Raw genomic sequence first — 26,455 nt, 5'->3', positions numbered from 1 at the left:
CTTACCGCTGTTCCATTCGATCCTGCCAATGCAGCGATCTGTTCTCGACTACCTTCAATATCGCATCGCTCACTTTTCCAAGCAGAGCAAAGAGAACGATGCTTGCAATAATTAGCTCTGGTGAGTATGTGTTCTGCCCAAGAACCAGCAAATATCCTAATCCTTGACTTGCACCCATCAATTCAGCTGCAACGACAAACATCCATCCAAGCCCTAGACCACTTCTAAGGCCGATAAGAAATGAAGGTAGTGAAGCAGGGAGAATAATTCGTTTTACTAATTGATAACTATTTAATCCATACATTTTTCCTACTTCGATCAATTGACGATCGACGCTCAAAATTCCACTAACAACATTCAGATAGACTGGAAAAAACACGCCTACTGCAATCAGTGTCACTTTCGATGCCTCTGCGATCCCCATCCATAAGATAAAAAGAGGAACCCAGGCTAGCGATGGAATCGAGCGAAAGGCTTGGATGATCGGATCAAAAAATTGCTCAGCTTTACGATAAATCCCTACAAAAGATCCGAGTATTAAGGCAACCCCCGCTCCTAAGAGAAAACCTAAGAAAATCCGATAAAGCGTGATTCCAATATGGCCAAAGAGAGAGCCATCAGCTCCTAGATCGACAATCGTGTTAAAGATTACTGTTGGAGCTGGAAGTAGATAGGAAGGGATCACCCCTAACCGACTCAGCGTTTCCCAAACAACTAACAATATGAAAGGGAGAATACTTCCTATAAGAATCGGATGTAAATTGAACGGTTTAGGCGAGGCTTTACCCGTAACCCCCTTTAAGGGGATTGCTTCCGTATGGTTTTTTGCCATGGATCTCTTATCCCCTTTCTATTTCTGGATGACTTCTTCCGCAAACGATGGATCGATCAATTCATCCGTTAACGTTTCAATATCAGCATCTGGCTCAATAATCTCCCCTTTTTGTAGTACGTTTCCTGCTTCAACAATCGCTTTCTTCTGTTCTTCACCAGGAACGGGACTTGAAAAATCATTTCTTTCAAGCTGCTTTTTTGCTACGTCAAGTTGGATATCAGCTTCTTCAGCTAATAGCTCAGCTGCCTCTTCCGGGTGTTCGATCACCCATTTTCTAGCTTTCTCGTAAACGCTAATCACTCGTTTCACGTGTTCAGGATATTTTTCAGCAAACTCTGTCCGTGTGTTCAAGAAACCATACGTATTCAAATCTGCATTTCGATAGAAAAGTTCTGCTCCTGTTTCTAGTTCAAGACGCGCCATATGAGGGTCCAGTCCTGCCCAAGCATCTACCTGACCAGTACTTAAGGCAGATGCCCCGTCTCCATGTTGAAGATTCACAAGTTCGATATCATCTTGAGTTAACCCCACTTCATTCAAAGAACGGAGCAAGAAGATGTAAGGATCCGTACCGAGCGTTGCGGCTACCTTTTTACCTTTTAAATCTTCTACACTACGAATACTTGAATCTTTTCCAGTAACGAGTGCTGTCCATTCTGGCTTTGAATAAATATACACGTTTTTAATCGGTGCTCCTTTTGCTTTTGCCATCAGTGCCGCTGCACCTGCCGTTGAACCAAAATCAATACTGTTACTATTTAAGAATTCAAGCGCTTTGTTACTTCCTTGACTCAATACGTATTCGATGTTGATGTCCTCGTCCTCAAACTCCTCTTCAAGAAGCCCTTGCTTCTTCACGACAAGACTAGTAGGAGAATAGTAAGCGTAATCCACTCTGATTTCATCAGGCCCTTCTTTTGAAGAAGCGTCTGAAGAAGAACAGCCTGCACTAATAATCAACGCCGCGATCAGTGCGAGTGCAACGAAACTTCTTAAATCAATCCATGGAATTCTCTTCATAATGGTTTCTCCCTCTCCTTTTTAAAGTTCACATGCATATGTTGAAATCGTGCCTCTTAGCCTCTGGGCTTCTTTATATGTGCATCGATTATGAACAACTTGTAAACCAGCGTCTGCTGCTATTTGTGCAGCTTCTTCAGATACCACCCCTTCTTGCAGCCAGAATATGCGTGGCTTGATCTCCCCTGCTTCTCTTGCGATTTCAACAGCTGCCTCAGGACTTCTAAACACCTGCACGACATCAATTGAATGTGGGACACTTTTTAAATCGGGATACGCTTTTTCACCTAGGATTGTATCTGCCTTCGGATTCACAGGGATTATCTTGTAACCTAGCCTTTGCATCTTCCTTGCTAATCGGTGACTCGGTCGCGATTCGTTCCCACTTAGACCAACGACGGCAAGTGTTTTCTGTCTTTGCGTTTCAACACCATCGATCACTTCTTTTTCATAAGGACTTTGAAGTGCCCATTGAATTTCACCTTCATCATTGATGACGATACGAGTATCCGTTTCTAGACCTGCCGCTTTACGAAGCGATTGATCCAAGTCGAAGATTAAATCGTCTGCACCTTCTACACCGACAGATAGGCGAATCAGTTCTTCTTTTACTCCCGCTTTCTCTAGCTGCTCTCTACTCAACTGCTGATGAGTCGTACTCGCTGGATGAATGATCAAGCTTTTCGCATCCCCCACATTTGCAAGGTGAGACCAAAGTGAAACATGATCAATGAGCTTACGCCCTGCTTCCTTTCCTCCTTTTATGCCAAAGTTCACAACTGCACCAAAACCATTCGTTAAAATTTCTTTCGCATCATGATAGGAAGGATGACTTGGGAGACCAGGATAGCTCACCCACTCTACTGCAGGATGATCTTGTAAATAGGTTGCTAGCTTAAGTGCATTCTCATTATGTTTTTCCGCTCTGAGATGAAGCGTCTCAAGTCCTTGTAAAAGAAGAAAGGCATTGAATGGACTCAAACAAGACCCAAAGTCTCGAAGGAGCTGGACACGTAATTTTGTGCTGAACGCAAGAGTCGCAAAATCAATCGCATAGCGAATGCCGTTGTAGCTATCGTCAGGTTCAGTGAACGTTGGAAACTTCGGAAAGTTCCAATTAAAACGACCTCCGTCGATGACTACTCCTCCAATCGATGTACCGTGGCCACCGATCCACTTCGTCGCAGAATGTACAACGATATCTGCTCCTAAAGTGAGTGGCTTACATGCGTATGGAGTGGCAAACGTATTATCGACGATCAATGGAATGCCTGCTCCATGTGCGATTGCTGAGACTTTTTCTACATTCAGTACAGACAAGCTTGGGTTCCCGATGATTTCAGCGAAAACGCCTTTTGTTTTATCAGTTATCGCTTTTCTAAAGTTTTCTGGATCTGTTGGATCGACAAACTTTACGTTGATCCCATATCTCGGGAGGGTTACCGCAAATAAGTTATAAGTACCGCCGTATAAGTTAGAAGCCGCTACGATCTCGTCACCCGCACTTGCGATATTCAGAATAGAAAGTGCGATTGCTGCCTGACCTGATGAAGTTGCAACCGCTGCGACCCCGTCTTCAAGCAGAGCCATTCGTTTCTCAAAAACATCCACCGTGGGATTTCCAATCCGGGAGTAAATGTTTCCTGGTTCATCAAGGGAAAATAATCGCTCGGCATGTTCACTATCATGAAAAACGTACGAGCTCGTTTGATAAATCGGTACTGCTCTCGAGCCAGTCGTTGGATCTGGGGATTGGCCTCCGTGTAGGGAAAGTGTGTCGAACTGATATTGTTGTGTCATCGTAATTCCTCCAGTAATTGTGTTGTAGTAAATATAAAAAAAGCCCACTTCAATAAGAAGAGGGCTTTTGCCTCCTCTTATCTCTCAGAATAGTAGCTATTCTGCAGGAAGTAGCACCTTTTTAAGCATCTTGCTTAAAGGTTGCCGGGCATCATCGGGCCAGTCCCTCTGCCTCTCTGGATAAGAGTGATTTATTTAGTTTTGCTATACACTTGCTTCTATTCTTGCTTTTGAAATTGCCTGATCCAAATCGTCGATAAGATCATCGATATGTTCGATGCCTACCGACAAGCGGATCAAGTCATCTCGAACACCCGCAGCGGTTAGTTCTTCTGCACTTAACTGCTGGTGAGTTGTGCTTGCAGGATGAATGATCAAGCTTTTTGCATCCCCAACGTTTGCCACATGTGACCACAGGTTTACTGAGTTAATAATTCCTGCTCCGGTTTCGCGGCCGCCTTTTATTCCGAAGACGACTACGGCTCCCGCACCTTTTGGTAAATAGTTTGCAGCTAAGGTCTTTGACGGATGATTTTCTTCTTCAGGATAACTCACCCACTCAACTGCGGGGTTTTCTTTCAAATAGGTAACGATTTTACGCGTGTTTGCAACATGTTCCTTCATTCTAACGTGAAGTGTCTCAATTCCTAATGCGATTTGGAAAGCGTTAAAAGGACTCAATGAGGCGCCTGTGTCTCGTAATAGTTGAACACGAGCTTTTATGATGAAAGCTGCTTCAGGCAGGGCCTCTGCATAAACGATGTTGTGATAGGAAGGATCTGGTTCGATAAAGCCTGGGAATTTAGATGAATTCCAATCGAACTTTCCACTATCGACGATCAAACCTCCCATCGTTGAACCGTTACCACCAAGCCACTTCGTCGCAGAATGAATAACAATATCAGCACCATGCTCGATCGGTCTACATAAATATGGTGTTGCGAAGGTATTGTCGATGATAAGCGGAATGCCAGCTTCATGAGCAATTTCAGCCACTTTCTCGATATCGAGTACGTGAAGACCTGGATTACCAATCGTTTCTGCAAAAATTGCTTTTGTATTAGGAGTAATCGCACTTCTAAACGATTCCGGATCTTTCGGATCAACAAAGTTGGTTTTTATTCCGTATTTAGGAAGCGTCGTTGAAAAAAGATTATATGTCCCGCCATATAAAGTAGAAGCAGAAACAATTTCATCACCGCTATTCGCAATATTTAAAATCGCGTTTGTAATAGCTGCCATACCACTTGCAAGACCGAGTGCTCCAATTCCGCCTTCAAGCTCCGCAACCCGTTCTTCAAGCGTTCCTACCGTCGGATTACCAATTCTAGAATAAATAAACCCTTCTTCTTTTAAACCAAACAAATCAGCTGCATGTTCCGTGCTGTTAAATTTGTACGCGTTGGATTGATAGATCGGTAGTGCTCTCGCTCCTGTAGCTGGATCTGCCTGTAAACCACCATGGATGCCAATCGTTTCTAGGTTATAACGCTTCTCTGCCATCTCTTATCCACTCCTTTGTATTTTTGACGGTTCTTGTAATTGTTCTTTAATCAATTGCCCCCATCTATCAAATTCAACGAGGAATCCATCATGACCATACTTTGTATCAACGATCGTAAAACGCGCCTTAAGCGAAAATAAAGCTTCAAGATCTTTAGGAGGGTAAATTAAATCACCTTTAAAACTAATTGCTAAAACATTTGCCTTCACTTCTTCAATCGGTGCGTCCCTTCCCCTGGTAATATCATGGTTATCCATTGCTTTTAATAAGTACAAATAGCTATTGGCATCAAACCGACCAACTAGCTTTTTACCCTGGTAATGAAGGTAAGATTCGACGTCGTAAAGAGCCTCTTCATGGTGATCTTCAGGTTTTGCAATGACCCTTCTTCCAAATTTCTTCTGAAACATCTCATCTGTTCGGTATGAAATCATTCCGATCATACGTGCTGTTGCTAACCCCGATGCGGGAGGATGCGATTGATCATAATACCCTCCCTTCCATTCAGGGTCAGTCGTTATGGCATGTCTTGAGATGGCATTATATGCAATTCCGTAAGCACTCAAAGATGGTGTCACAGCTAATGGAACAAGATGCTCCATCGCATCAGGGTAGAGAATTCCCCACTCAAGCACCTGCATGCCTCCAAGCGACCCACCGATCACGGCATGAAGTCGATCGATACCGAGTGCTTCAAGTGCTCGCTTTTGAGAATGAACCATATCCCTCACACTTATGAATGGAAAATCCGCCTGATACGGTTGGTTTGTAAACGGATTACGAGATAATGGTCCGGTCGAACCATTACAACCGCCTAATACGTTGAATGTGATTACTTGAAATTCAGAGGTATCTACATACTTACCGTGACCAATCAGACCTTCCCACCAACCATCTTGTTTCCTTCCAACCGTATACTGATTGCCCGTTAGTGCATGACAGACTAGAATGACTGGTGCTTCCTTCGGTCCTACTCGTTCATATGCAAGTTCAACCTCGTCAAGTTCTTTTCCTGATTCGAGAACGAACGAGCCAATGGATATCCGTTGGTCCTCGTATACCGTCTCTCTTCTCAACTCCGATCACTCCCATCACGCTCATTGAATATAAAAAAGCCTCTCTGAAAGACAGAGAGGCTGGATTATAGAAATCAGCTCCGCTTATCTTCCAGGCATTATACCTGCAGGAATTGGCACCTTTTCAAACCAAATGGTTTGACGGTTGCCGGGCTTCATAGGGCCAGTCCCTCCGCCTCTCTAGATAAGAACGAATATTCAATTACTTTGATTGAGTATTATTTTAGCAAGGCAATGCATTAGTGTCAAACATTTTCTGAAAGTTTATACAAATCCACTCTACGCATCAAATATTTTGATTAGAACCAGAATTTTGATAAGGTTACCATAAATCTATATGCGAAAGGAGACTTTTTGTGAAAGCCCCTACGTTTTCTTTACAAGAGGTCAGAGGTGATCAAAAGTATTCATTAACCGACTATGAAGGGAAGCCGGTTATGCTTACGTTTTGGGCTTCATGGTGTCCTGATTGTATGAAGGACCTACCTATGAAAGAACAATTTTATGAACATGCAGACTTAAACAAACTTGCATTCTTAACAATAAATGTGACTGGACGTGAAAGAACAGAAGAGGCAGGCAAAGATTTTGCTATCAAGAACGATCTGCCTTTTCCAGAATTAAAAGATAATGGTAGAGATACGTACGATAACTATGGGTGCACTGGTGTACCAACGACTGTCCTTCTAGACAGGAACCACGAAGTTGTACAAACATTCGGGGACAGGGCATCTTTCCTGGATATCGTTAAAGTCCTCCCCTCAATCATGCTTTGAATGAAGTTATAACTAAAACAAAGCTAGGGAAATTTCCCTAGCTTTGTTAAAAATAATATAAAATAATGGCGTTAATCTAAGTTATTCGTGGCGAACTGTCAATCTCACTGTTCACTTACTTAATCATCATTGTCTTCTTTTGAGCGATTGTCTTCACGCTCGTCTTCTTCATCTTCTTCGTCTTCTTCGTCCTCATCATCTTCTCTATCTTCTAGATCGTCTTTGTCTTTTCTGTTATCTTTATCTTCTCTGACTTCTTTATCATCATTTTGTTTATCATTTTTTGAGGATCCACTATTTTTCTCGTTGTTGTTCTCATTTTGTTCAGAGTCTTTATCCACACGACCAGAATCGTTATTTCCAGTTGGTTGAGATGAAGACTTTTCGTTCTTATTTGATAGTTGACCGATCGGATCTTTTTCTTCTTTTACCACTGCTTCAGAATTTTGGTTACTCTGTCCTTTTTTATTCTCTGAGCTGTCAACCGTTTTATTTGATTTATCATTAAGCTGAGTAATTTTATTATCTAGCTCGTACCTGTCTTCAATAGGTTCTGTATTACCCTCTGATGCAGTTGCGCGATTTTCGAGCGAATCTAATTTCTTAATAGAAAGGTCGCGGGCATCTTCAAGAGAAATCGTTACTCCACGATCTTGTGCAGCCAGATAAGTTATATACTTTCCAGGAGACACACCCTTCTCAACTGCCATCTTACGGGTATGATGATCCGCATGTAAAATCGTAGTGATTGCAACAGCCTGTTTTGTAAGGACCTCATTGTTTTTCAAACCATTAATCGTTTCTTCAAGCTTACTTTTCACCTTCTGATAACGACTGTTTTCTTCAACATTACTCGCTACGATAAGCAGCTTTCCCTGATCAGTTAAAAAGCCATTCTCTTCAAGTTTAGAAATTAGTACATTTGCAAACTCAGCAAGTGGCATATTTTTTGTATCCTGGTCTAAACTCAGCCCTTCGCCGTCTGAATTCCAAGCCTGATACTGTACTACTTCCAGGTCAGAATTAACACCTACTTCGATACTCGGATTGATATCAAAGCTAACATATGCAGCAACTGCATCATTTTTCGGAACAGGAATCACACTTGCAACGATAACAAACAACATGATGATCGTTGCCATTCCTGCCATCGTAGGCATAGAGGGGATAAAGAAACCTTTTTTATTTTTCTCAGGTTTCTTTGCTAGTTTAATTTCAGAGCCAATTGATAAGTTATGATTTCGTTTAAGAAAAATTGTTGTAAATTCACCTTCGGGTGTCAGGACTACGGCTTTTCTGCCTCGTATCTCCATAATAACCCCGTTTTTCATCCCCTGGCCCCCTCATTCTGTTACTGTATATAAGATTTCAGCGCATTAAAACCTCCTAGATAAATTAATGCAACTGCTATTATATACTTTCGATTACGTTCAATCGTTTTCCGACTGCATGAGACAAGAGACAGCAAATCTTTTATAGGCAGCTGTTTCTTTTCGAGAAGATAGCTTGAAAGAGTAGAATCCTCTGCAATAAGTTTTGCTATCATTTTGGCATTATCCCTCGCATCGATATGCTTCGGGCAATTCTTACTCAATACCTTAAACGTAATACTGAACCTTTGCAGGAGTTGCTCGTATTCTTCAATTTCGTACATTCTAACTTCTCGCTGCTTGTCCATCTCATATACGTCAAGAGCTGCTTTCTGCTCAGCAAAACTATCTTCTAATCTACCTTCTTCATCCACTTCTTCTGGTTCGAGATAGATATACTTATTTTGACGTGCTTCTTTACGGATATAATCGATTACCCTACGACGGATAACCATATCTGCGAATGTAAGGAAACGGCTTCCCTGACCTCTTTGATACTGATCCATCGCTTCATTGAAAGCAGATAATCCGATACTAAATTCGTCCATCATCTGATTAATGTATCGATTGCAGACTTTTGACGTTATTTTCTTAATAAATGGTTGATAATCTTCTAGTAGCTTATTGCGTAGAAACTCATCGCCGTTTTGGATACGATCGATTTTATCTTCTAATGTAACATTGTCATTTTTACTTTTATATTTTCCTATTCTTGTGCTGATTGAAATGGTTGTCATGTCATACACCTCTCATCTTGCAGTCAATTTAAATTGATCGCTTATTAGGTTCCTTCTTAGATGTTTGTTATTTGAATATTAAAAAGAATGCAAAATAAAATTCGCCCCCATACGACAAAATCGAATGGCGACTCTCTATTCATTTATACCACTCAATCAGCTGCAACGAAAATACAATTTAATGACAATGTTACTGTTTCTTTACTGTCTGTTATATTAATTTATCATTATTAATATTGCACAATTTTCAACAAATTTCTACACTGCTAGATGCCTGCTGAGACACGCTTTTTGCTTTGAGAAACTTATGGTGCCTTTGGTCAAAATTCATCAAATAAATTTAACGCTTCTTGTATTTTAGGAGTAAAGTATTAAGGCGGACGACTGATTCAAATGCAAAGATCGTTTCTTTCGCTTGTCCATTCTCAAAAATCGTAAGTGCTGGGACACTTTGAATCGTTAGCTTTTCCGCTAAATCAGGAAAGTAGTTTAAGTTCACTTTATACGTTTGCTCCTTCATTCCATTAGCTTCACTAGCAATGCTCAACATTCTTTCGGCAATTTTGCACGTTGAACAAAAAGGCGTATAAAAAAAGAGCACCGAAAGTGATTCTTGTTGGGCTCTTTCAATCTCAACCTCTTTGTCTAATTCTATCATATCTGTAGACTCCTTCATTTATAAACCGAAGAGGGAACTCCTCCCTCTTCGGGAAATAGCCCTATCGTATTTATACCGTCATCACTTTAAATTTTGCTGCTCGCAAAATACGTTTTAAATAATTTAATGGTGTTTCTGCCACCTCACGATGCAACATCGTAATATACAAATGTTCAGCGTGAGGGATTTCCTGCTTCAATTGTTTTCGAAGCTTTTCCCCTGCATCGTCTGCATCGACGAGCACGTATACATCCTTTTCAACCAGCTCTTCACTTAATTCTTCGAGTCGATCGAAGCTAATCGTACCGTACGTACAGATAATATCCACAGGCTCATCTAAGATTCTAAGAAGCTGATCTCTATCCGTCTTACCTTCTACAATAATCACTTTATCATGCATGGCGCAACTCTCCATTCAAGCTGTCGTCTCTACTGCGTTTACTATAGTATATGGATAAGAAGGCATATCGTTTCACTTTCTATAAAGTAATCTTATTGAATCTAATCGTTAGAACGCTCTTCTTCTAATGACGGAACATTTGTTGAATTTCCGTGTTCTTCTTCTAGATCATCTACAGTTCGTAATCGGTCATCTTCTCTTTCGCTACCTGTAGCAAAAGTAGCTTCAGTATCTGTTCTATTTCCTTCTTTACGATCTTCAAGTCGATCTTGCGCTTCCTTCGTTCGTATCGCATATGGGATCGCTTCTAGACGTTCTTTTTCAATTTCTTCTCCAGTATCGACACAAATCCCATAATTTCCTTCACGGATGCGATCAAGGGCAGTATTGATTAATTCTAATCGTTCTCGCGCAGCATCCTCGATGGTAATCTCTTTTTCTCGTTCATCCAATTCTGTTGCAAGGTCTGCAAAATGATTGTCATATGAAGTTAAGTCCCCCGTTTCTTCAGCCAGTCCATTACTCTCATTATGCTCGGCTGCACCTCTCTCTAATATTTCCTTTTTCTGGATGAGAAGGGTTTTTTTAAATCCCTGTAGTTCTTGATTCGACAAAGTCATAATTTTTCCCTCCAAAGGTTCTTTTTCTTTTCCATATTTTATTTTCCCTCACCTTTGAGCACGTTAAACCATCTCAAGAGGTTTTAAGAGAACAGGAAGGTGGAAACCCATACATAAGACATTGATATAGGAGTGAGTATAGTGGCTAAATTATCTTTAGGTCAGAGTGTACCAACATTTTCTCTCGTTGATACTGAGGGAGGACTTTTTCAACTAGACAAACATTTAGAGGAAGACAATAAGAGATGGCATATGCTCGTGTTCTTTAGAGGCCAATGGTGCCCAGTATGTAACGAGCAAATGGAAGAGTTACAAGAAAACATCTCATCTTTTGACGATTTAGATGTACACGTAATCGCAATCGCAAGTGACGAGTTAGATTCACTTCGAAGCATGAAGAAAAAACATGGTCTTGATTTTCCAGTGCTACAAGATCATGAACGTGCAGCGATCGATTCCTTTGGAGTATTCATGCATACTGAAGAAGATCCTTATGAAGATCATGGCGAGCATGGTGAGCCTGCTATTTTTATTATCGATGATGAAGGAAAATTGATGGCGCAATATCTACAATCCAGTCCATTCGGCCGTCCTTCAGCAGATGGATTATTAACTACGATAAAATATATTCGAAAAAACAAAGCATAAAAAAGCCGGCCCTTTTGGGCCGGTTTTTTTCTAACACCATCCGAGGTCACAGTCTTCGACGTACTTTCCGTTTTTCTCCATTGCTCGCTGATACTGAAAAATCTTATCTTGGTCAAACTCAAAGCCCTCGGCAAACTCATACTGATTGCCTTGATTCGTGAAGAGTATACGACCAATTTTTTCCTTGTTCAAATACAAGTTCATCGAACTTTGATCAAGCTTACCATGGACTCTGCTTGTAACGTCGATCTTTTCCATAGGACGAGACTGATCATTCATCGTATTCATCCCCTTTTTATAGTGTCTTTCCTTATACCTAACACCAGATTTGCAAGTACAGGCAATCTTTAAATGGAAACACAAGCATTCAATAGGGTTCGCGATGATGAAAAAACTATTCCCTCGAAAAGCTGGAATTATTTAGTGTTGATTAGTCTTCACTTACCATATCTTCGTATGCTTGAGCTGTCATAAGCTCATCAAGCTCAGAAGTATTAGATGGCTCAACTACAACCATCCAAGCTTTTTCATATGGAGACTCATTTACAAATTCAGGACTATCTTCTAGGTCTTCATTAATAGAAATGACTTTTCCTGAAATAGGTGCGTAAAGCTCAGATACCGTTTTTACTGATTCAACGCTGCCAAAAGGTTCGTCAGCTTCAAGGCTGTCGCCTTCTTCAGGAAGTTCTACGAAAACAATGTCTCCTAGTTCTGACTGTGCAAAATCAGTGATCCCAATGCGGACATTGCCATCTTCTTGTACTTGTACCCATTCGTGCTCTTCTGAGTAACGGAAATCTTTTGGTAAATTCATTAGTAATTCCTCCCTGAACTATCCCTAAACTAAGGTAAGTATTTATTATTATTTACAATAACTATCCTATAATAGTTATTATTAATTAATCAACTATTAGTGTCCCCAAGTTTCGTCAAAAACTTCTTCTTTAAACCCAACCGTTACGTGTTTTCCATCTGTAACGATCGGTCTTTTGATCAACATACCATCTGAGGCTAACAGTTCCAACAATTCGTCTTCAGAGGATGAAGCAATCTTATCCTTTACTCCAAGCTCGCGATATTTCTTTCCACTCGTGTTAAAGAACTTCTTGATAGGAAGTTCACTGTTTTCCACTAAGACTGCGAGTTCCTCTTTTGTGGGGGGATTTTCAACGATGTGAACTTCATCTACAGAAATTTCATTACTTTGAAACCATTTCTTTGCTTTCTGGCACGTTCCGCATTTAGGATAAGCATAAAAAGTAAGTGACAATCCTTTTCCTCCTCGTAAACCTGTTCAATAGTACAAACTAAGTGTACCATACGAGTTCCCTACAACAAATTATGACGTGCCTAAAACATCTTTCGTCATATAAGGTGTAAATCCTCTTTTTCGCCTTAAGTTTTATCTTGCCAATTCAGTCAAAAAAAATCCCTCTTTTTCAAGAGGGAATCTAAGAGAATAGGGTTTGAAAAATATTAGTTAAACAGCATAACGCTGTTGTTCCAAAATGTTAGCAGCAATCTCACGTTTTTTCGCAATAACGTTGATTGGCGTGTGACGTGTTAGTTTTCTTAAAGCAGAAATCATCATTCTTAACGTATCTCCACTTTCAACAGCAACAAGCGTCTCTTTCGCATGTGCTTCGATTCGATTGAGCGCTTCTTGACAGAAAACTTCTGTTAATAGAAGTTTTTGCTGCTGTTTGTCACTACTTGTTTGATCGATCGCTTTCTCAGTTCGAAGTACTGCAGACTCCATCGAGTAAATTTCACTGATGATGTCAGCAACATTAGACAGCACTTCTTGTTCTTTTTCAAGACTCTTTCCATACTTCTGAACTGCTGTTCCAGCAACCATCAGCATAATTTTCTTAGCCATGGCAACAAGATGCTTTTCCTGCTCAAGTGGGGCATCCCCAATTTCTTGCGGCATGAGCATCATCAGTTCTTCTTGAAGGGCAGTAGCTTTCTCCATCAATGGAAGTTCACCTTTCATCGCTTTTCTTATAAGCGTTCCAGGTACAAGAAGGCGGTTAATTTCATTTGTTCCTTCAAAGATTCGGTTGATGCGTGAATCTCGATACATATTTTCCACTTCATACTCAGACATGAATCCATATCCACCGTGAATCTGAACGGCTTCATCTACGACATAATCTAACGCCTCTGAAGCAAATACTTTATTTAGTGAACATTCGATCGCATATTCAGCAATGGCTTTTGCCACTTTTGCTCCATCTTTCTGTTCTTCATCAGATAGGTTTCCTAGTTTGTTCTCAAAAAGACCACCCGTACGGTATGTTGAGCTCTCGCTTGCATAAGTGGATACGGCCATATTTGCAAGTTTTTCTTGAATAAGAGTAAATTTCGCAATAGGCGTCTTAAACTGCTTACGATCTGTTGCGTATTTTGCAGAAAGCTCAATCGCGCGCTTCATAGCCCCGATCGTTCCAACCGCTAGCTTATAACGACCTACATTAAGAATATTAAATGCGATAACGTGGCCTTTACCGGCTTCACCGAGCAGATTTTCTTTTGGTACCGCTACTTCATCAAGGATTAATGTTCTCGTTGAGGAACCTTTGATTCCCATTTTCTTTTCCTCTGGACCAGTCGATACACCTTCAAGCTCACTGTCTACAATAAATGCTGAGAACTGTTCACCATCAATCTTCGCATAGACAATAAAGACGTCAGCGAAAGCTGAGTTTGTAATCCACTGTTTTTCACCATTCAAAATGTAGTGCGTGCCGTCATCATTTAACTTAGCCGTCGTCTTCGCACCGAGTGCATCAGAACCAGAACCTGGTTCTGTCAATGCGTATGCAGCTATTTTAGCTCCTGAAGCTAGATCAGGAAGATACTTCTTTTTCTGATCTTCATCACCGAAGAACACGATAGGAAGCGATCCGATCCCTACATGAGCCCCATAGCTTAGTGAAAACGAGCGTGCTCGTGCGAACTTCTCTGTGATAACAGATGAGCTGATTTTATCAAGGCCTAGTCCACCGTATTCTTCTGGAACATCTGCTCCAAGAAGTCCAATCTCACCAGCTCTTTCTAACAACTTACGGGAGATATCAAATTGATGGTTTTCGATTTTTTCTAATTCTGGAACGACTTCCTTCACAATAAAGTCTTCCGTTGTTTTCCCCATCATCGTATGCTCTGAAGAAAAATCCTCCGGTGTAAAAATATCTTCTGCAAGATGATCCTCTACTAGAAAGCTTCCGCCTTTGACTGTTTTGTTCATTGTATTAGACATGCAGGTGTTCCTCCTTTAATTGATCATGTATTATAGTAGTTCAAATACTCCGGCAGCTCCCATTCCGCCACCAATACACATCGTTACGACACCAAACTGCTCACCGCGTCTTTTCATTTCATGAACAAGACTTAGTGTGAGCTTTGTACCTGTACAGCCTAGCGGATGCCCAAGCGCAATCGCTCCACCATTTACATTTACTTTGTCTTCATCGAGACCTAACTTTCGAATTACTTGAATGGACTGTGAAGCAAATGCCTCATTCAGCTCAAACAATCCGATATCTGAAAGCTCCAGCCCAGCTAGCTTCAAAGCTTTTGGAATCGCTTCGATTGGACCTACTCCCATAATTTCAGGTGCAACACCCGCTACGGCAAATGAACGAAACTTCGCCATCGGTTTTAGCCCTTCACTCTCAGCTTTTTCTCTATCCATCACAAGAACACTGGCTGCACCATCGCTAGTTTGAGAGGAGTTCCCGGCAGTAACGGAGCCTCTTACGTTAAAGACTGGGCGAAGCTTTGCAAGTGCTTCAAGGGAAGTATCTTCACGAACGCCTTCGTCTTGAGAGAATAAAACCTTATTTTCTTGAAGCTTGTTATTGCCGTCGATCCAGCGTTTCGTTACTTCAACAGGGACGATTTCGTCTCTGAACTTGCCTTCCTTAATCGCTTTGGCTGCTCGCTGATGGCTTCTCAATGCGAACGCATCTTGTTCTTCTCGACTGATTTCGAACCTTCTAGCAACTTCTTCAGCGGTATGTCCCATGCCCATAATGTACTCTGGCTTTTCTTCAACAAGAGAAGGGTTTGGTTTGATCACATGCCCCCCCATCGGGATGAGGCTCATCGATTCAACGCCTCCTGCCAAAATAGATGAAGATTGACCGAGCATGATACGTTCTGAGGCATATGCAATTGTTTGTAATCCTGAAGAACAATAGCGATTTATCGTAATAGCGGGGACGGTTTCTTTTAGACCCGCTCGAGCACCGATCATACGTGCCACGTTTAATCCTTGTTCTGCTTCTGGTATCGCACATCCGATAATGACATCATCTATATCCCCATCATAATTACCAGCTCGTTTTAAGGTTTCAGCAACTGTTATTGCTCCTAAATCATCTGGACGCATTTCTGCAAGTGTTCCACGATTTGCTTTTCCTACAGGTGTCCTTGCACCAGACACGATCACTGCTTCTTTCATTCGTGCTTCCCTCCTCCAAAACTAGTTACGTAGCGGCTTTCCTTTCATCAACATATGCTGCATTCTAGCTTGCGTTTTCGGTTCGCCCAATAGGCTTAGGAATGCTTCCCTTTCAATATCGAGAAGATATTGTTCATCGACAAGCGTTCCTTCTTTCACTTTACCGCCTGCGATTACATGTGCGAGTTTAGAGGCAATCTTTAGGTCGTGTTCAGAAATATAGCCACTCCACTGCATTGTTTTCGCACCCATCAACATTGCAGCATACCCTGCTTCACCTGACACTGGTATCTTCTTTGAAACAGGCGGCTGATAGCCTTGTTCAGCTAGAAAGAGAACTTTTTTCTTTGCATCATGGAGAACATGGTCAGCATTTACACTGATGCCATCCTTATTTCTGATATAACCCAGATCCTTTGCCTCATGAGCTGAAGTTGATACTTTTGCCATCGCAATGGTCTCAAATACATCAGCAGCAACATCGATTAAGTTTGGTTTTCCACCAGCCTGCTCAAGTTTTCTGAGATAAAGCTCTTTGTTTCCGCCTCCGCCTGGGATTAATCCAACTCCCACTTCAACTAAGCCAAGGTAAGTTTCAAATGATGCCTGAATCGAAGCAGCAGGCATCACAACCTCTGCACCTCCACCTAATGTCATTTGAAATGGTGCTGCTACAACAGGTTTCTTGGAATACCGGATTCGCCCCATCGATTGTTGGAATTTGCGTGCGATCAATTCGATTTCAAAGAAGTTATCATCCTGTGCTTCCATCAACATCAGCGCAACATTTGCTCCAACACAGAAGTTCTTGCCCTGGTTTCCGATCACGAGACCTTCAAAGTTCTTCTCGGTCTCATCGATCGCTTCATTGATCATTTGGAGGATATCCATTCCGATCGCATTGTTTGGAGAATGAAATTCAAGTCCAGCAACACCATCACCAAGATCTAAAAGAGTTGCGCCAGTGTTTTTCTTAATCACACGGTTTTGTTCTTTTAGTCCCTTGAGGTGGATTACTTTTTCATTTTCATCAACCTTTTTATACTCACCGTTATGATAGAAGAAGGTTTTCCCGCCTTCTCTCTTATAAAAATTCGTTTTGCCTGAGGAAAGCATCTCTTCGATCCATGATGGGATCTCTTCACCTTGTTCTTTCATTCTTGAAATCGACTTTTCGACACCAAGTGCGTCCCACGTTTCAAACGGCCCCATTTCCCAGCCAAATCCCCATTTCATCGCACGATCGATCGCTAGAATATCGTCAGCAATTTCATAGGTTTTCTCTGCAGAATAGAGCAGTACCGGCTTTAATATGTTCCACACCAATTCACCAGCACGATCCTCGGCGTAAGCAACCGTTTTCAATTTATCGGATTTAGATTTTGCTTGTTTACTAGCTTCTACTGAGCCAGTTCTAAGCTTCTTCCTCGGTTCATATTCAAGCGTTTCAGGATTTAATTCTAGAATTTCGCTTCCCTTTTCGCCTTTTTTCTTTAGGAAAAACCCTTGGCCTGCTTTTGATCCGATCCAACCTTTATGATTCATCTTTTCCATAAAGTCTGGCGTTCTGAACACTTCTTTCTCTTCACCTGTTACTTGATCATACACATTTTTTGCTACATGGATAAACGTGTCTAATCCAACAACATCAAGTGTTCTAAACGTCGCACTTTTTGGACGACCGATAAGTGGACCTGTCACTGAATCGACCTCTCCGACCGAAAAGCCTCTATTGAGCATTTCACGAACAGTTACTAATAAACCGTAAGTTCCAATGCGGTTTGCGATGAAGTTTGGTGTGTCTTTCGCTTCTACAACCCCTTTACCAAGGGTCTCTTCTCCAAACGTCTTCATATAAGACAAGACGGCTGGATCTGTATCTTTTGTTGGTATCACCTCTAATAACTTCAAATATCTTGGTGGGTTAAAGAAATGAGTACCAAGGAAATGGCTTCTGAAATCATCTGAGCGACCTTCAGCCATAGCTTCTACAGAAATTCCAGAAGTGTTCGAGCTGACGATCGTACCTGGACGTCTATAGTGATCTACTTTTTCATAGACTTTCTTTTTGATATCAAGATTTTCAATGACTACTTCTATGATCCAATCGACTTCATTCAATCGCTCCATATCGTCTTCCATATTTCCTGGCTCGATCAATTGAATATTTTCTTTCTTAGATAGCGGGGCTGGCTTTTGTTTTTTTAGCTTAGCGATCGCATCAATTGAAAGCCTGTTACGTACCGATCGATCTTCTAACGAGAGCCCTTTAGCTTTTTCTTTTTCGTTTGGTTCTTTCGGGACTACATCTAGTAAAATACTTGGGATACCAACATTCGCAAGGTGTGCAGCGATACCTGATCCCATTACTCCTGCTCCTAATACGGCAACTTTATGAATGCTGCGTGACATAATGAACCTCCCTATTGAATGAATGCTCATTCATTTTTGTTTCAAAAAAAGAAGCGAATTCACTTTTCAATTCCTCTGTCTTTACTATAAAGTATTTTCTGAAATTTAGCAATATAATGTTTGTTGATTTCTACTCTCTTTTTTATCGAAACATTGTGAAAAAGGAAGGCAAAAAATTTCGCCTTCCTTTTACTTCATCATTCCTTTGAGTACAAACGCTACGTTTGCCGGACGTTCAGCAAGACGTCTCATGAAATAGCCATACCAATCTTGTCCATATGGTACATATACACGCATCTTGTAGCCTTCTTTTAATAATTGCTCCTGACGTTCTACACAGATGCCATACAGCATTTGGAATTCAAACTGGTCACGACTAATATTATGTTCTTCGACTAGTTGTTTTGTATACTCGATGATGGCATCATCATGCGTAGCAACCGCAGTATAATTTCCATTTAACAGGTGCATTTTTATGATCTTCTTAAAGTTAATATCAACGTCCCGCTTAGCAGGAAAAGCTACTGTCGGCGCTTCTTTATAGGCACCCTTTACTAATCTAAGGTTTGGAGATAACTCATTTAATTTCTCGAGGTCATCAGAAACACGATACAAGTAAGCTTGTAAAACCGTCCCGATATTCTCGAATTCTTTCTTTAATTCTGTGAAAATATTTAACGTTCTTTCACAGCGCTCATAATCTTCCATATCGATCGTTACAAATACATCGTGCTTATCAGCAGCTTTCAGAATCTCACGCATGTTCTTGAGCGTCATATGGTAATCAATATCAAGCCCCATTGAAGTGAGCTTGAGAGAGAGTTGAGAATCAAGTCCTTCGGCAGCAATACGTTCAATCGCTTCAATACAGTGCTTCGTCATCTCGGCTGCTTCAGCTTCAGTATCAACGAATTCTCCAAGATGATCGATCGTTACGGATAAACCCTTCGCATTTAACTGTTTTATTGCATTAACAGAGCTATCAAGAGATGCACCAGCTACAAACTTACCTGCGCCAAATCGCATGCCATATTTCTTAGCAACTTTTGTCGCAACTTTATTCTTTCCCATGTGTAGAAAGAAATTACGCATTACTTGTTCCATCATAACCCCTCCATGAAAACGCATTCATAGCGTGTTAAAAAATATATGTTAGTGAAAATCGGCAAATACTCTCAAAAAGCGCCATATTCTCCCTTTACTGTTATTCTACCACGAAATCCTATGAATACGACGTTTTTTGTAAGAAATTCTCTCAAATAATATTTGTTAATTTTTTCTATTGTTATCCCTGTGTCTTTAACCTTACCCAACATAAAGGGGTCGAAAAACATATTTTACCTATTATATTGCTAGCTCTGTTATTTGGATACTCTAACAAGCTATCAATTTTGTAAAACCATAAAAAAACTAGGGCGAATATGCCCTAGTTATAGACTGTCGAGAAACTCGTTCAAGCCTTGTTCAAATGATGTTGTGGGATTTCCGCTCCAGGATACTCGCTTTCCGCGGGGCGGGCGGTGTGCCTCCTCGGCGCTCTGGCGCCTGCGGGGTCACACCTGTCCCGCTCATCCCGCAGGAGTCGAGCATCCTTCCGCTCCAATCAACGTTATGGAGAGGTTTTAATTGAAAGCGAGACTAAAGAAAACTAGTTATACCTTAGCTTCTCATTCATCGTCTTTTTTCTGAGATTTGCGGTTTTCTTCATTTAGCATCTTAATTTCCGCTACGAGTTCTTTCATGGCATCTTTTGCATCTGGATAGGTTTGGTTCCAATGCTTTGCAAGTGGGGGCATGGTTTTTGAAAGGTGCGTATACATCGCCCAAATTTTCACTTTTTCCTTTAGTTCTGGTGTGCTCTCACCCACTAATAGCTCTGTATACTTTTCCATTAATCCATCGACTTGTTCTTGCAAGGTTTCTAGACTCATGCTATCACTCCGATCAATGTAATCTTCATCGATTATAGCATAAAGACCCGTCCATCTTTAAGGTGAGACCCGTCCGTTCACCTGTAAGTCCCTTAACCTTGCATAATCTATTCGCTGCTGGTTTTCTCTAATGACTTTAATTAGTTCATCGATCAGCACTGTTTCATCCGTAATGATAAAGAACCTGCAAGAAATCATTGCAAAATCTCCAAAGAACGCCCGACATCCTTGATATCGTTTCGCATCGCGAACCGGTTTGTAAGGAAAGATAAAGTTACCATTCTGTTCATAAGCAGGATCGAGAGAATGTTCTTCTATTAATTTGATGAGTTCTCTGATCGTGAACTCTCTACCATTCTGATTTTGACCCATTTCTACAATTTCAAGCAAAGTACATACCTCCTCTTCATACCATTCGAAAGTAGCAAGTATCTTGTTAGAGGTCCAAAAGACATAAAAGGCATATGTAATAAAAAAAACCAGAGGCTAGCTCTGGTTCAAATATGGGTCACATAAGAGTGAGTTTTACGAAGGGGGGGACCACTACTCACTCTCAACATATCTTATGTATGAAATGCAGGAATGGTTGGACAAGTACCACGGTACAAACATGTATTTTTTCTCAATTCAACAAAATTGGACATTCCCTCTCTCCTAAAGAGAATAAATTTCAGAGGCAATGGGAGACTGATACTATCATTATTTACCAAAAGGAGAGCGAGCTTATGAATGAAAGAAAAAAACTGATTACCCATGATAGTGAGAAGTTACTGTCATCCGTCCGAGAGGAGATCGCTGAAGAATTTTTGGTTATGGAGGCGGTTCAAGAAAACGTTCAAGAAAAAGATTTCTATACCTATCACTTGTTAAAACAGGCAGAAGAAGAAAGAAGTAAAAAGAATTAACTACAATGACCTATATGATGATGCGTACAAATCATGTATACTTCCTATAACTGATAAAAAGGAATGATGGAATTCATGACTACCCATACATTTACAGTAGGTGAAGAACGAGCAAACTATATCACTCATGGTATCGGTGTATTGATTAGCCTTGCTGCTCTCGTCATCTTGATTGTATTCGCATCTCTTCAGGGAACGGCATGGCACATTGTCAGCTTCACGTTATTTGGAGCAACGATGTTGCTTCTATACACAGCGTCTACATTGGTTCATAGTTTTCCACCTGGTAAAGCAAAAGATTTCTTCGAGTTTCTAGATCATTCTGCGATTTATTTTTTTATCGCAGGAACATATACACCTTTTTTATTCATCGTTATTCAAGGATGGCTCGGTTGGACTTTATTCGGAATAGTTTGGGGCCTTGCTATCGGAGGAACAGTTTTTAAAGCTTTCTTTGTAAAGAAATTCTTGTTCATCTCTACAATTGTGTATGTCATTATGGGATGGCTGATCGTCTTAGCATGGAACCCTCTACTTCAAAACCTTCATCCGAACGGAATGACGCTACTGATCATCGGTGGCTTACTCTACACGATCGGTGCTGTCTTTTATGTATGGAGAGCTTTTAAGTATCACCATGCAGTTTGGCACATCTTTGTTATAGGAGGAACGGTAGCTCATTTCTTCTGTGTTTTATTTTACGTCCTTCCCCTTTAATCAAGCACTTCTGTACACTAAGAGTACAGGAGTGTTTTTTTATTTTTACTTGAACAAAAAATAGTAGTATCTCGTTATAAGAGTAGAACTACATCATAAAGGGATGGAAGCTGTGATCGAGATAACAAACCTATCAAAAAAAATTAAAAACAAGTCGATTTTAGATAACTTAACTATCTCAATTGATGGAGGAGTAATTGGACTCATTGGACCAAACGGTGCTGGAAAATCTACTTTGTTAAAGATTCTATCTACCGTTACTCGCCCTTCTTCAGGTGAGGTGAAGATTAAAGGATTCTCTGTCAAAAAAGAAACCACGAAAGTACGAAAGCAAATTGGGTACTTGCCTCAACATTTTCAACTCTATCCTCAGCTTACTGGGGCATCGTTTCTCGACTATGCAGGAAACCTAAAGCGCTATACGAACGTCGATCATAATGAAGAAAAAAACAGGCTACTACAAGAGTTGAATTTAACGGACCAAAAAGAATCCAAAGTTAAAACGTATTCGAATGGAATGAGGCAGCGACTAGGGATTGCACAGGCCATGTATGGAAATCCAAATGTCCTTATTTTTGATGAACCTTCTTCCGGTTTAGATCCTGATGAAAGGTTAAGGTTCCGACAACTGATTGCAAATTATCCACATCATAAGACGGTTTTGCTTTCCACCCATATTGTCGAGGATATCGAGGCTAGTTGTGATACGTTATTGGTTCTAAAGAAAGGAAAATTGATCTTTCACGGAACGCCCGAAGAGCTACAACGTAAGGGAGAAGGTTTTGTGTGGGAATTCGAATTGTCGGAAGGAAATTCAAACATCCTACACGGCCTTCAGATCACATTTACAAAACAAACAAAAAACGGGCATTTATATAGAGCGATTTCTCCAGTCGCACCGATTGAATCTGCAGAAGCCGTCGATCCTACGTTAGAAGAAGGCTATATGACGATGGCGGAGTGGGATACAAGATGATGAAATGGCTAATTCAATGGAAATTTGAACTTTCGTTTCTATATAGAAGTTGGTTTTTACTTCCGATGCCTTTTTTATTCCTCATCTGGTTGATTGTGAGCATGACCGTTGAGAATGTTAGTAGTTCAGATAGCCTGTACGTTTCTGCTTATCGAACGACACATTCTACGATCTTTATTCTCGTTATCGGCCTCAGTATTTTAATCGGTGTCTACTTGATGCGTCGTGATATTGGGAATGAATCCTTCGAATGGCACCGAGCATTACCTGTTTCCAACTTTGTCTTTCTATCTGCAAAATTTATTGCAGGTATCACTTACATGTCCTTTTTCACTTTTTTAATGGCTCTTACTTTTAGCGCTATATCAATAAGACAACAGCTTCCATTTGCTGAAACGATAGAAGTCTTACGATTTTTTATCATTCAATATGAAGTTTCGTTAATCATTAGCTTAGCTCTAGGTATGATACTATCCGTCATCATTCAAAATCGTTTCGTCTACTTGATCGCATTTTGCGCGTGGATTTTCGGAACTCTTTTCATGGAGGTTTACATCCTTAACGGAATTGGAAACTTTAACGATACTGGAAATTTCTACTTAAAGCCTTTCCATTTATCTTATCTATTCTTGGATTCTATTTTGGTAAATGGCGTGTGGGGAATTGAACTCATGAAGGAAGAAATAAAGTTACAAAGGCTCTTTGTCCTTTCATTCTCTCTCATGCTACTGATGGGAACACTATTCTTCCTAAATCGTAAGCGGCCAAATGAACACGATAAACTTTGGAGTATTGTCTGCTCGTTTAGTTTACTTGGCGCAATCCTTGCATATATCCCATATAATCAATTTTGGGATGCACGAATATCTGCTTTTAATTACGTGGCAAAAGGTTCACCCACGTTCTCACAAACGAGTGATAATAGTTCGATCTATATGTGGGATCCGTATCTAAAGCAAGATACCGCTACTCAAGAAAGTAGCATATACAAGCGAGAGCTTTTTGAAATCCTATCCTATCGAATTGATATCGATCAAACACCAAACTCTACGCTTGATCTAAAAGCAGCTGTGTCTCTTCAACATGACCAGTTTGATAACGATGAAATAAAATTTACGCTGAACCGCGTGTTCTCTTTAAATGATGTGAAGGTTGATCAAGAATCCATTGCATTTGAACAAGATGGTGATTTTGTTACGATCACACTTCCAAACGAGGTGAATAACCCAACGATTCATTTCAACTACGGAGGGGTTTATGAATTATGGACGCATCGAGGCAGTCAAGAGTATTACCCCGGTTTTGCCATGGACAACCAGATCGTTATGCCATCACACACGGCCTGGTACCCTTTACCAGCACATCAATATTTGGTTGATTCAGATGGTGAATCTCGCACTGACGTTGGTTTACTTCAACCTACTGATTTCCACGTGAATGTGACCGGGGTCGATAACACCGTCTATGGCTCTATTAAACATGTAGAGTCTTCCGGTGAAACGCACACCCTCTCTGGTAAAACTGCTCGACTCGATCTCTTCAGTGGCTTTTTAACAAAGATTGAAGCAGATCATTACCACACTAGCTTAGTAACTGCGCCTTATCGTAAGGATGCTTCTAAGGAGTTTATGAAAGAGGTAGACACTCGTCTCACCTACTTTGACGAATTTTTAGATGATGAGATCGATCCTGTACACCACTTCTTCTTTTTGCCTTTGGATCAATTAAGGTGGAGCGGTTACTTCCGTCAGGATGGTTTTATCGATCAAAACTACATCATGAATGACTACAACAGCTTAAATCATCATGCAACGATCAATGATTTTGTTATCGTCAACTTATTTCATGAAGATAACTTTGTTTCTGGAAACTATAGACCTGAAGATGCTTTACTAACAAGTACGATTAAAGCTGCTTTCAATTATGTGTATGAACTTGAACACGGAAAAGAGGAAGAGGCTTTTGAAACAAGATCTGCTTTCGCCAATATTACAGATGAACAGGATGAGCGCAATTACAGCAAAGAAATCATTCAAACAGACAAATTGTTAGATATGATTGAAACTGCAATGCATGAAGGAAAAGAGGAAGAAGTAAAAGAGGTGCTCAATCGAATTTACCATGCCAACTGGAGTGGAAATGGCTATCCAACCGGCTATGATCTATATATTGAGCCAGCATCGACCATCAGCTTTGAAGAATGGATGGAAGTTTGGAACGATGTGATGAACACTAAACGATGAAAGGAGAAAGGGCATGACTGATGAAGAATTAGTTATTGGAATGTCCAAAGGAAATCAAGCTGCTTTTGAAGCATTGATCCACAGGTATCATGCCCCTTTGCTAGGCTATTTAGAGCGAATGCTTCGGGACCGTAAAAAAGCAGAAGATGTTGTACAAGAAACGTTCCTGAAGTTACTAACCCAATTAAAAACAAAAAAAATACCAGAAAAGATTAAACCATGGCTTTATCAAGTTGCTACGAATCAATGTCGAGACTACTGGAAAAGTTCTAGTTTCAAATCAGAAAAACAGGTGATCGATAAACTCCCTGATCAAGAAAGCGGAGATCCTTCAGTAGTAGAGTTATTCGAACGACAAGAATCGAGAAAAGAATTTCTCGAAAAGCTTGATGAACTATCAAACACTCAAAGAGAAATCGTGTACTTAAGATTTTATCAAGATTTAAAATACCAGGAAATTGCAGAAACACTCGAATTACCTTTAGGAACGGTTAAATCAAACCTTTATCATGCATTAAAGAAATTAAAGGCATCCATTATGCGAAAGGAGGAAATTAGCCATGCGCGATCTCGATCATGAACTAGAAGAACTTGAACAAGAAATGAAGCAGCCGCTTCAAACGTATATGGCAACATCACCACGTTCAGAAGATACGCAAAAGCTGATTCTTTCCCTTCAGGATTCTTTCGATGAACTAAAGCAACATGACATGGAATTTGACTTTGATACAGAGCCTGAAAAACCGTCGCTCTTCAAACAATGCTTAAATCAATTTCGCTCATACCACTGGCTTTATTGGATGATCAGTCTCGGTATCTTTGCAATGTTAACATTGATAACAGCTGGAAGCGGTGACCCAGACGGTTTCTTTCCACTGCTTGTTCCTATTTACTTATTGTTTGGGATTCTTTATAGCTACAAGTCTTGGAACAAGGAAATGAGAATGATTGAATCCGTCACTCCATTCCCACCTGCACTATTACTACTCAGTAAATTACTCGTTGTTCTGTGTGTGAACTTCAGCTTTGCCTTTGTCTCGACCGTAGTGATTATAACTGAGAATATTTACGTTGAACCAAGAATGTTCTTACTTCAATGGGTCGCACCTTTGTTCTTTTTGACTGGCTTACTAGCCTATATTATGTTCCATAAAGGCGTTATAGCTGGTTTTGTCTCTGCACTTGCAGGATGGGTGTTTACATTCATTGCCTTGCCCTATTCGATATATCAAATAAATGATGGATTTTCTAATTTCCTACTAGGAGTTGCCTACCTTGCCCTCTTTGTAATAGGAGGACTCTTACTATTTTTATCGTATCGTAAAAGCTTACACCTTCAATACATGTGAGGTC

27 protein-coding genes and 2 riboswitches are annotated in these 26,455 nt (G+C 40.6%); of the genes, 8 read left to right on the top strand and 19 right to left on the bottom strand.

All coding sequences use genetic code 11. The features are described from left to right. Window position 1: 1 nt before the first annotated feature. The 5 genes from ACXAEY_RS04235 to metX all read right to left on the bottom strand — a co-directional run bounded on the left by ACXAEY_RS04235 (window position 2) and on the right by metX (window position 6,235). A complete protein-coding gene (locus ACXAEY_RS04235; RefSeq protein ID WP_474810645.1) occupies window positions 2–832 on the bottom strand; it encodes an ABC transporter permease in 831 nt (276 codons plus the stop codon). 18 nt (window positions 833–850) lie between these two features. Next, on the bottom strand, window positions 851–1,855 hold the full coding sequence (locus tag ACXAEY_RS04230) for an aliphatic sulfonate ABC transporter substrate-binding protein (protein WP_474810644.1): 1,005 nt from the start codon (window positions 1,853–1,855) through the stop codon (window positions 851–853). Window positions 1,856–1,876: 21 nt separating this feature from the next. After that, on the bottom strand, window positions 1,877–3,655 hold the full coding sequence (locus tag ACXAEY_RS04225) for a PLP-dependent aspartate aminotransferase family protein (protein WP_474810643.1): 1,779 nt from the start codon (window positions 3,653–3,655) through the stop codon (window positions 1,877–1,879). A 74-nt stretch (window positions 3,656–3,729) separates the two neighbouring features. Beyond that, window positions 3,730–3,842, bottom strand: a riboswitch (SAM riboswitch). Between the two features lie 17 nt (window positions 3,843–3,859). Continuing rightward, on the bottom strand, window positions 3,860–5,158 hold the full coding sequence (locus ACXAEY_RS04220) for an O-acetylhomoserine aminocarboxypropyltransferase/cysteine synthase family protein (RefSeq protein ID WP_474810642.1): 1,299 nt from the start codon (window positions 5,156–5,158) through the stop codon (window positions 3,860–3,862). 3 nt (window positions 5,159–5,161) lie between these two features. Next, window positions 5,162–6,235, bottom strand: coding sequence for a homoserine O-acetyltransferase MetX (gene metX / locus ACXAEY_RS04215; RefSeq protein ID WP_474810641.1), 1,074 nt, complete (start codon window positions 6,233–6,235; stop codon window positions 5,162–5,164). Window positions 6,236–6,316: 81 nt separating this feature from the next. Then, window positions 6,317–6,426, bottom strand: a riboswitch (SAM riboswitch). Between the two features lie 165 nt (window positions 6,427–6,591). Between metX and ACXAEY_RS04210 the strand changes: the two genes are divergently transcribed. Beyond that, window positions 6,592–7,011, top strand: a complete 420-nt coding sequence (locus ACXAEY_RS04210) for a TlpA family protein disulfide reductase (RefSeq protein ID WP_474810640.1) — start codon at window positions 6,592–6,594, stop codon at window positions 7,009–7,011. Window positions 7,012–7,130: 119 nt separating this feature from the next. Here the strand turns inward: ACXAEY_RS04210 and ACXAEY_RS04205 are convergent, their stop codons facing one another. The 5 genes from ACXAEY_RS04205 to ACXAEY_RS04185 form a co-directional block, all read right to left on the bottom strand. Then, window positions 7,131–8,342, bottom strand: coding sequence for an anti-sigma factor domain-containing protein (locus ACXAEY_RS04205; RefSeq protein WP_474810639.1), 1,212 nt, complete (start codon window positions 8,340–8,342; stop codon window positions 7,131–7,133). A 20-nt stretch (window positions 8,343–8,362) separates the two neighbouring features. Continuing rightward, a complete protein-coding gene (gene sigI / locus ACXAEY_RS04200; protein WP_270179936.1) occupies window positions 8,363–9,118 on the bottom strand; it encodes an RNA polymerase sigma-I factor in 756 nt (251 codons plus the stop codon). Between the two features lie 340 nt (window positions 9,119–9,458). Next, entirely contained in the window at window positions 9,459–9,776 is a 318-nt protein-coding gene (locus ACXAEY_RS04195) for a thioredoxin family protein (protein ID WP_474810638.1), read from the bottom strand. A gap of 70 nt (window positions 9,777–9,846) precedes the next feature. Beyond that, the gene (locus ACXAEY_RS04190) at window positions 9,847–10,176 is read right to left on the bottom strand and encodes a toprim domain-containing protein (RefSeq protein ID WP_270179938.1); all 330 of its coding nucleotides are present in this window, start codon (window positions 10,174–10,176) and stop codon (window positions 9,847–9,849) included. A 101-nt stretch (window positions 10,177–10,277) separates the two neighbouring features. Further along, on the bottom strand, window positions 10,278–10,796 hold the full coding sequence (locus tag ACXAEY_RS04185) for a TraR/DksA C4-type zinc finger protein (protein WP_270179939.1): 519 nt from the start codon (window positions 10,794–10,796) through the stop codon (window positions 10,278–10,280). Between the two features lie 141 nt (window positions 10,797–10,937). Between ACXAEY_RS04185 and ACXAEY_RS04180 the strand changes: the two genes are divergently transcribed. After that, complete coding sequence (locus ACXAEY_RS04180) at window positions 10,938–11,444, top strand: peroxiredoxin family protein (RefSeq protein WP_474810637.1); 507 nt, start codon at window positions 10,938–10,940, stop codon at window positions 11,442–11,444. A 30-nt stretch (window positions 11,445–11,474) separates the two neighbouring features. Here the strand turns inward: ACXAEY_RS04180 and ACXAEY_RS04175 are convergent, their stop codons facing one another. From ACXAEY_RS04175 to ACXAEY_RS04135, 9 genes are all read right to left on the bottom strand, one after another. Continuing rightward, on the bottom strand, window positions 11,475–11,723 hold the full coding sequence (locus ACXAEY_RS04175) for a YusG family protein (protein WP_270179941.1): 249 nt from the start codon (window positions 11,721–11,723) through the stop codon (window positions 11,475–11,477). Between the two features lie 151 nt (window positions 11,724–11,874). Further along, window positions 11,875–12,261: a glycine cleavage system protein GcvH gene (gcvH, locus tag ACXAEY_RS04170; protein WP_270179942.1), complete on the bottom strand. Its 387-nt coding sequence runs from the start codon at window positions 12,259–12,261 to the stop codon at window positions 11,875–11,877. Between the two features lie 96 nt (window positions 12,262–12,357). Then, window positions 12,358–12,717 (bottom strand): arsenate reductase family protein, encoded by a 360-nt coding sequence (locus ACXAEY_RS04165; RefSeq protein WP_270179943.1) that lies wholly within the window; start codon window positions 12,715–12,717, stop codon window positions 12,358–12,360. Window positions 12,718–12,927: 210 nt separating this feature from the next. Then, a complete protein-coding gene (locus ACXAEY_RS04160) occupies window positions 12,928–14,712 on the bottom strand; it encodes an acyl-CoA dehydrogenase family protein (RefSeq protein WP_474810636.1) in 1,785 nt (594 codons plus the stop codon). A 30-nt stretch (window positions 14,713–14,742) separates the two neighbouring features. After that, window positions 14,743–15,918 (bottom strand): acetyl-CoA C-acetyltransferase, encoded by a 1,176-nt coding sequence (locus ACXAEY_RS04155; RefSeq protein WP_270179945.1) that lies wholly within the window; start codon window positions 15,916–15,918, stop codon window positions 14,743–14,745. 21 nt (window positions 15,919–15,939) lie between these two features. Then, window positions 15,940–18,330 (bottom strand): 3-hydroxyacyl-CoA dehydrogenase/enoyl-CoA hydratase family protein, encoded by a 2,391-nt coding sequence (locus ACXAEY_RS04150; RefSeq protein ID WP_474810635.1) that lies wholly within the window; start codon window positions 18,328–18,330, stop codon window positions 15,940–15,942. Between the two features lie 189 nt (window positions 18,331–18,519). Then, complete coding sequence (locus ACXAEY_RS04145; RefSeq protein WP_270180621.1) at window positions 18,520–19,434, bottom strand: proline dehydrogenase; 915 nt, start codon at window positions 19,432–19,434, stop codon at window positions 18,520–18,522. Between the two features lie 563 nt (window positions 19,435–19,997). Next, on the bottom strand, window positions 19,998–20,261 hold the full coding sequence (locus ACXAEY_RS04140; RefSeq protein WP_270179947.1) for a YusU family protein: 264 nt from the start codon (window positions 20,259–20,261) through the stop codon (window positions 19,998–20,000). 57 nt (window positions 20,262–20,318) lie between these two features. Further along, window positions 20,319–20,651: a hypothetical protein gene (locus ACXAEY_RS04135; protein WP_270179948.1), complete on the bottom strand. Its 333-nt coding sequence runs from the start codon at window positions 20,649–20,651 to the stop codon at window positions 20,319–20,321. A gap of 335 nt (window positions 20,652–20,986) precedes the next feature. On the opposite strand from ACXAEY_RS04135, the gene ACXAEY_RS04130 reads away from it, so the two are divergent. From ACXAEY_RS04130 to ACXAEY_RS04105, 6 genes are all read left to right on the top strand, one after another. After that, the gene (locus tag ACXAEY_RS04130; protein WP_270179949.1) at window positions 20,987–21,166 is read left to right on the top strand and encodes a hypothetical protein; all 180 of its coding nucleotides are present in this window, start codon (window positions 20,987–20,989) and stop codon (window positions 21,164–21,166) included. Between the two features lie 75 nt (window positions 21,167–21,241). After that, a complete protein-coding gene (gene trhA / locus ACXAEY_RS04125) occupies window positions 21,242–21,883 on the top strand; it encodes a PAQR family membrane homeostasis protein TrhA (protein WP_270179950.1) in 642 nt (213 codons plus the stop codon). A gap of 112 nt (window positions 21,884–21,995) precedes the next feature. Further along, entirely contained in the window at window positions 21,996–22,859 is an 864-nt protein-coding gene (locus ACXAEY_RS04120) for an ATP-binding cassette domain-containing protein (protein WP_474810634.1), read from the top strand. Further along, window positions 22,856–25,102 (top strand): ABC transporter permease, encoded by a 2,247-nt coding sequence (locus ACXAEY_RS04115; protein ID WP_474810633.1) that lies wholly within the window; start codon window positions 22,856–22,858, stop codon window positions 25,100–25,102. Before ACXAEY_RS04120 ends, ACXAEY_RS04115 begins: the two co-directional genes overlap by 4 nt. A 13-nt stretch (window positions 25,103–25,115) precedes the next feature. Continuing rightward, window positions 25,116–25,682, top strand: a complete 567-nt coding sequence (locus tag ACXAEY_RS04110; protein ID WP_270179953.1) for an RNA polymerase sigma factor — start codon at window positions 25,116–25,118, stop codon at window positions 25,680–25,682. Next, window positions 25,663–26,451: a hypothetical protein gene (locus ACXAEY_RS04105; protein ID WP_474810632.1), complete on the top strand. Its 789-nt coding sequence runs from the start codon at window positions 25,663–25,665 to the stop codon at window positions 26,449–26,451. Before ACXAEY_RS04110 ends, ACXAEY_RS04105 begins: the two co-directional genes overlap by 20 nt. The last annotated feature ends 4 nt before the right edge of the window (window positions 26,452–26,455 follow it).

The organism is Anaerobacillus sp. ABA4_114, assembly GCF_056159065.1.
The sequence above is the reverse complement of the archived record's forward strand: the minus strand, read 5'-3'. Positions and strand labels throughout refer to the sequence as shown.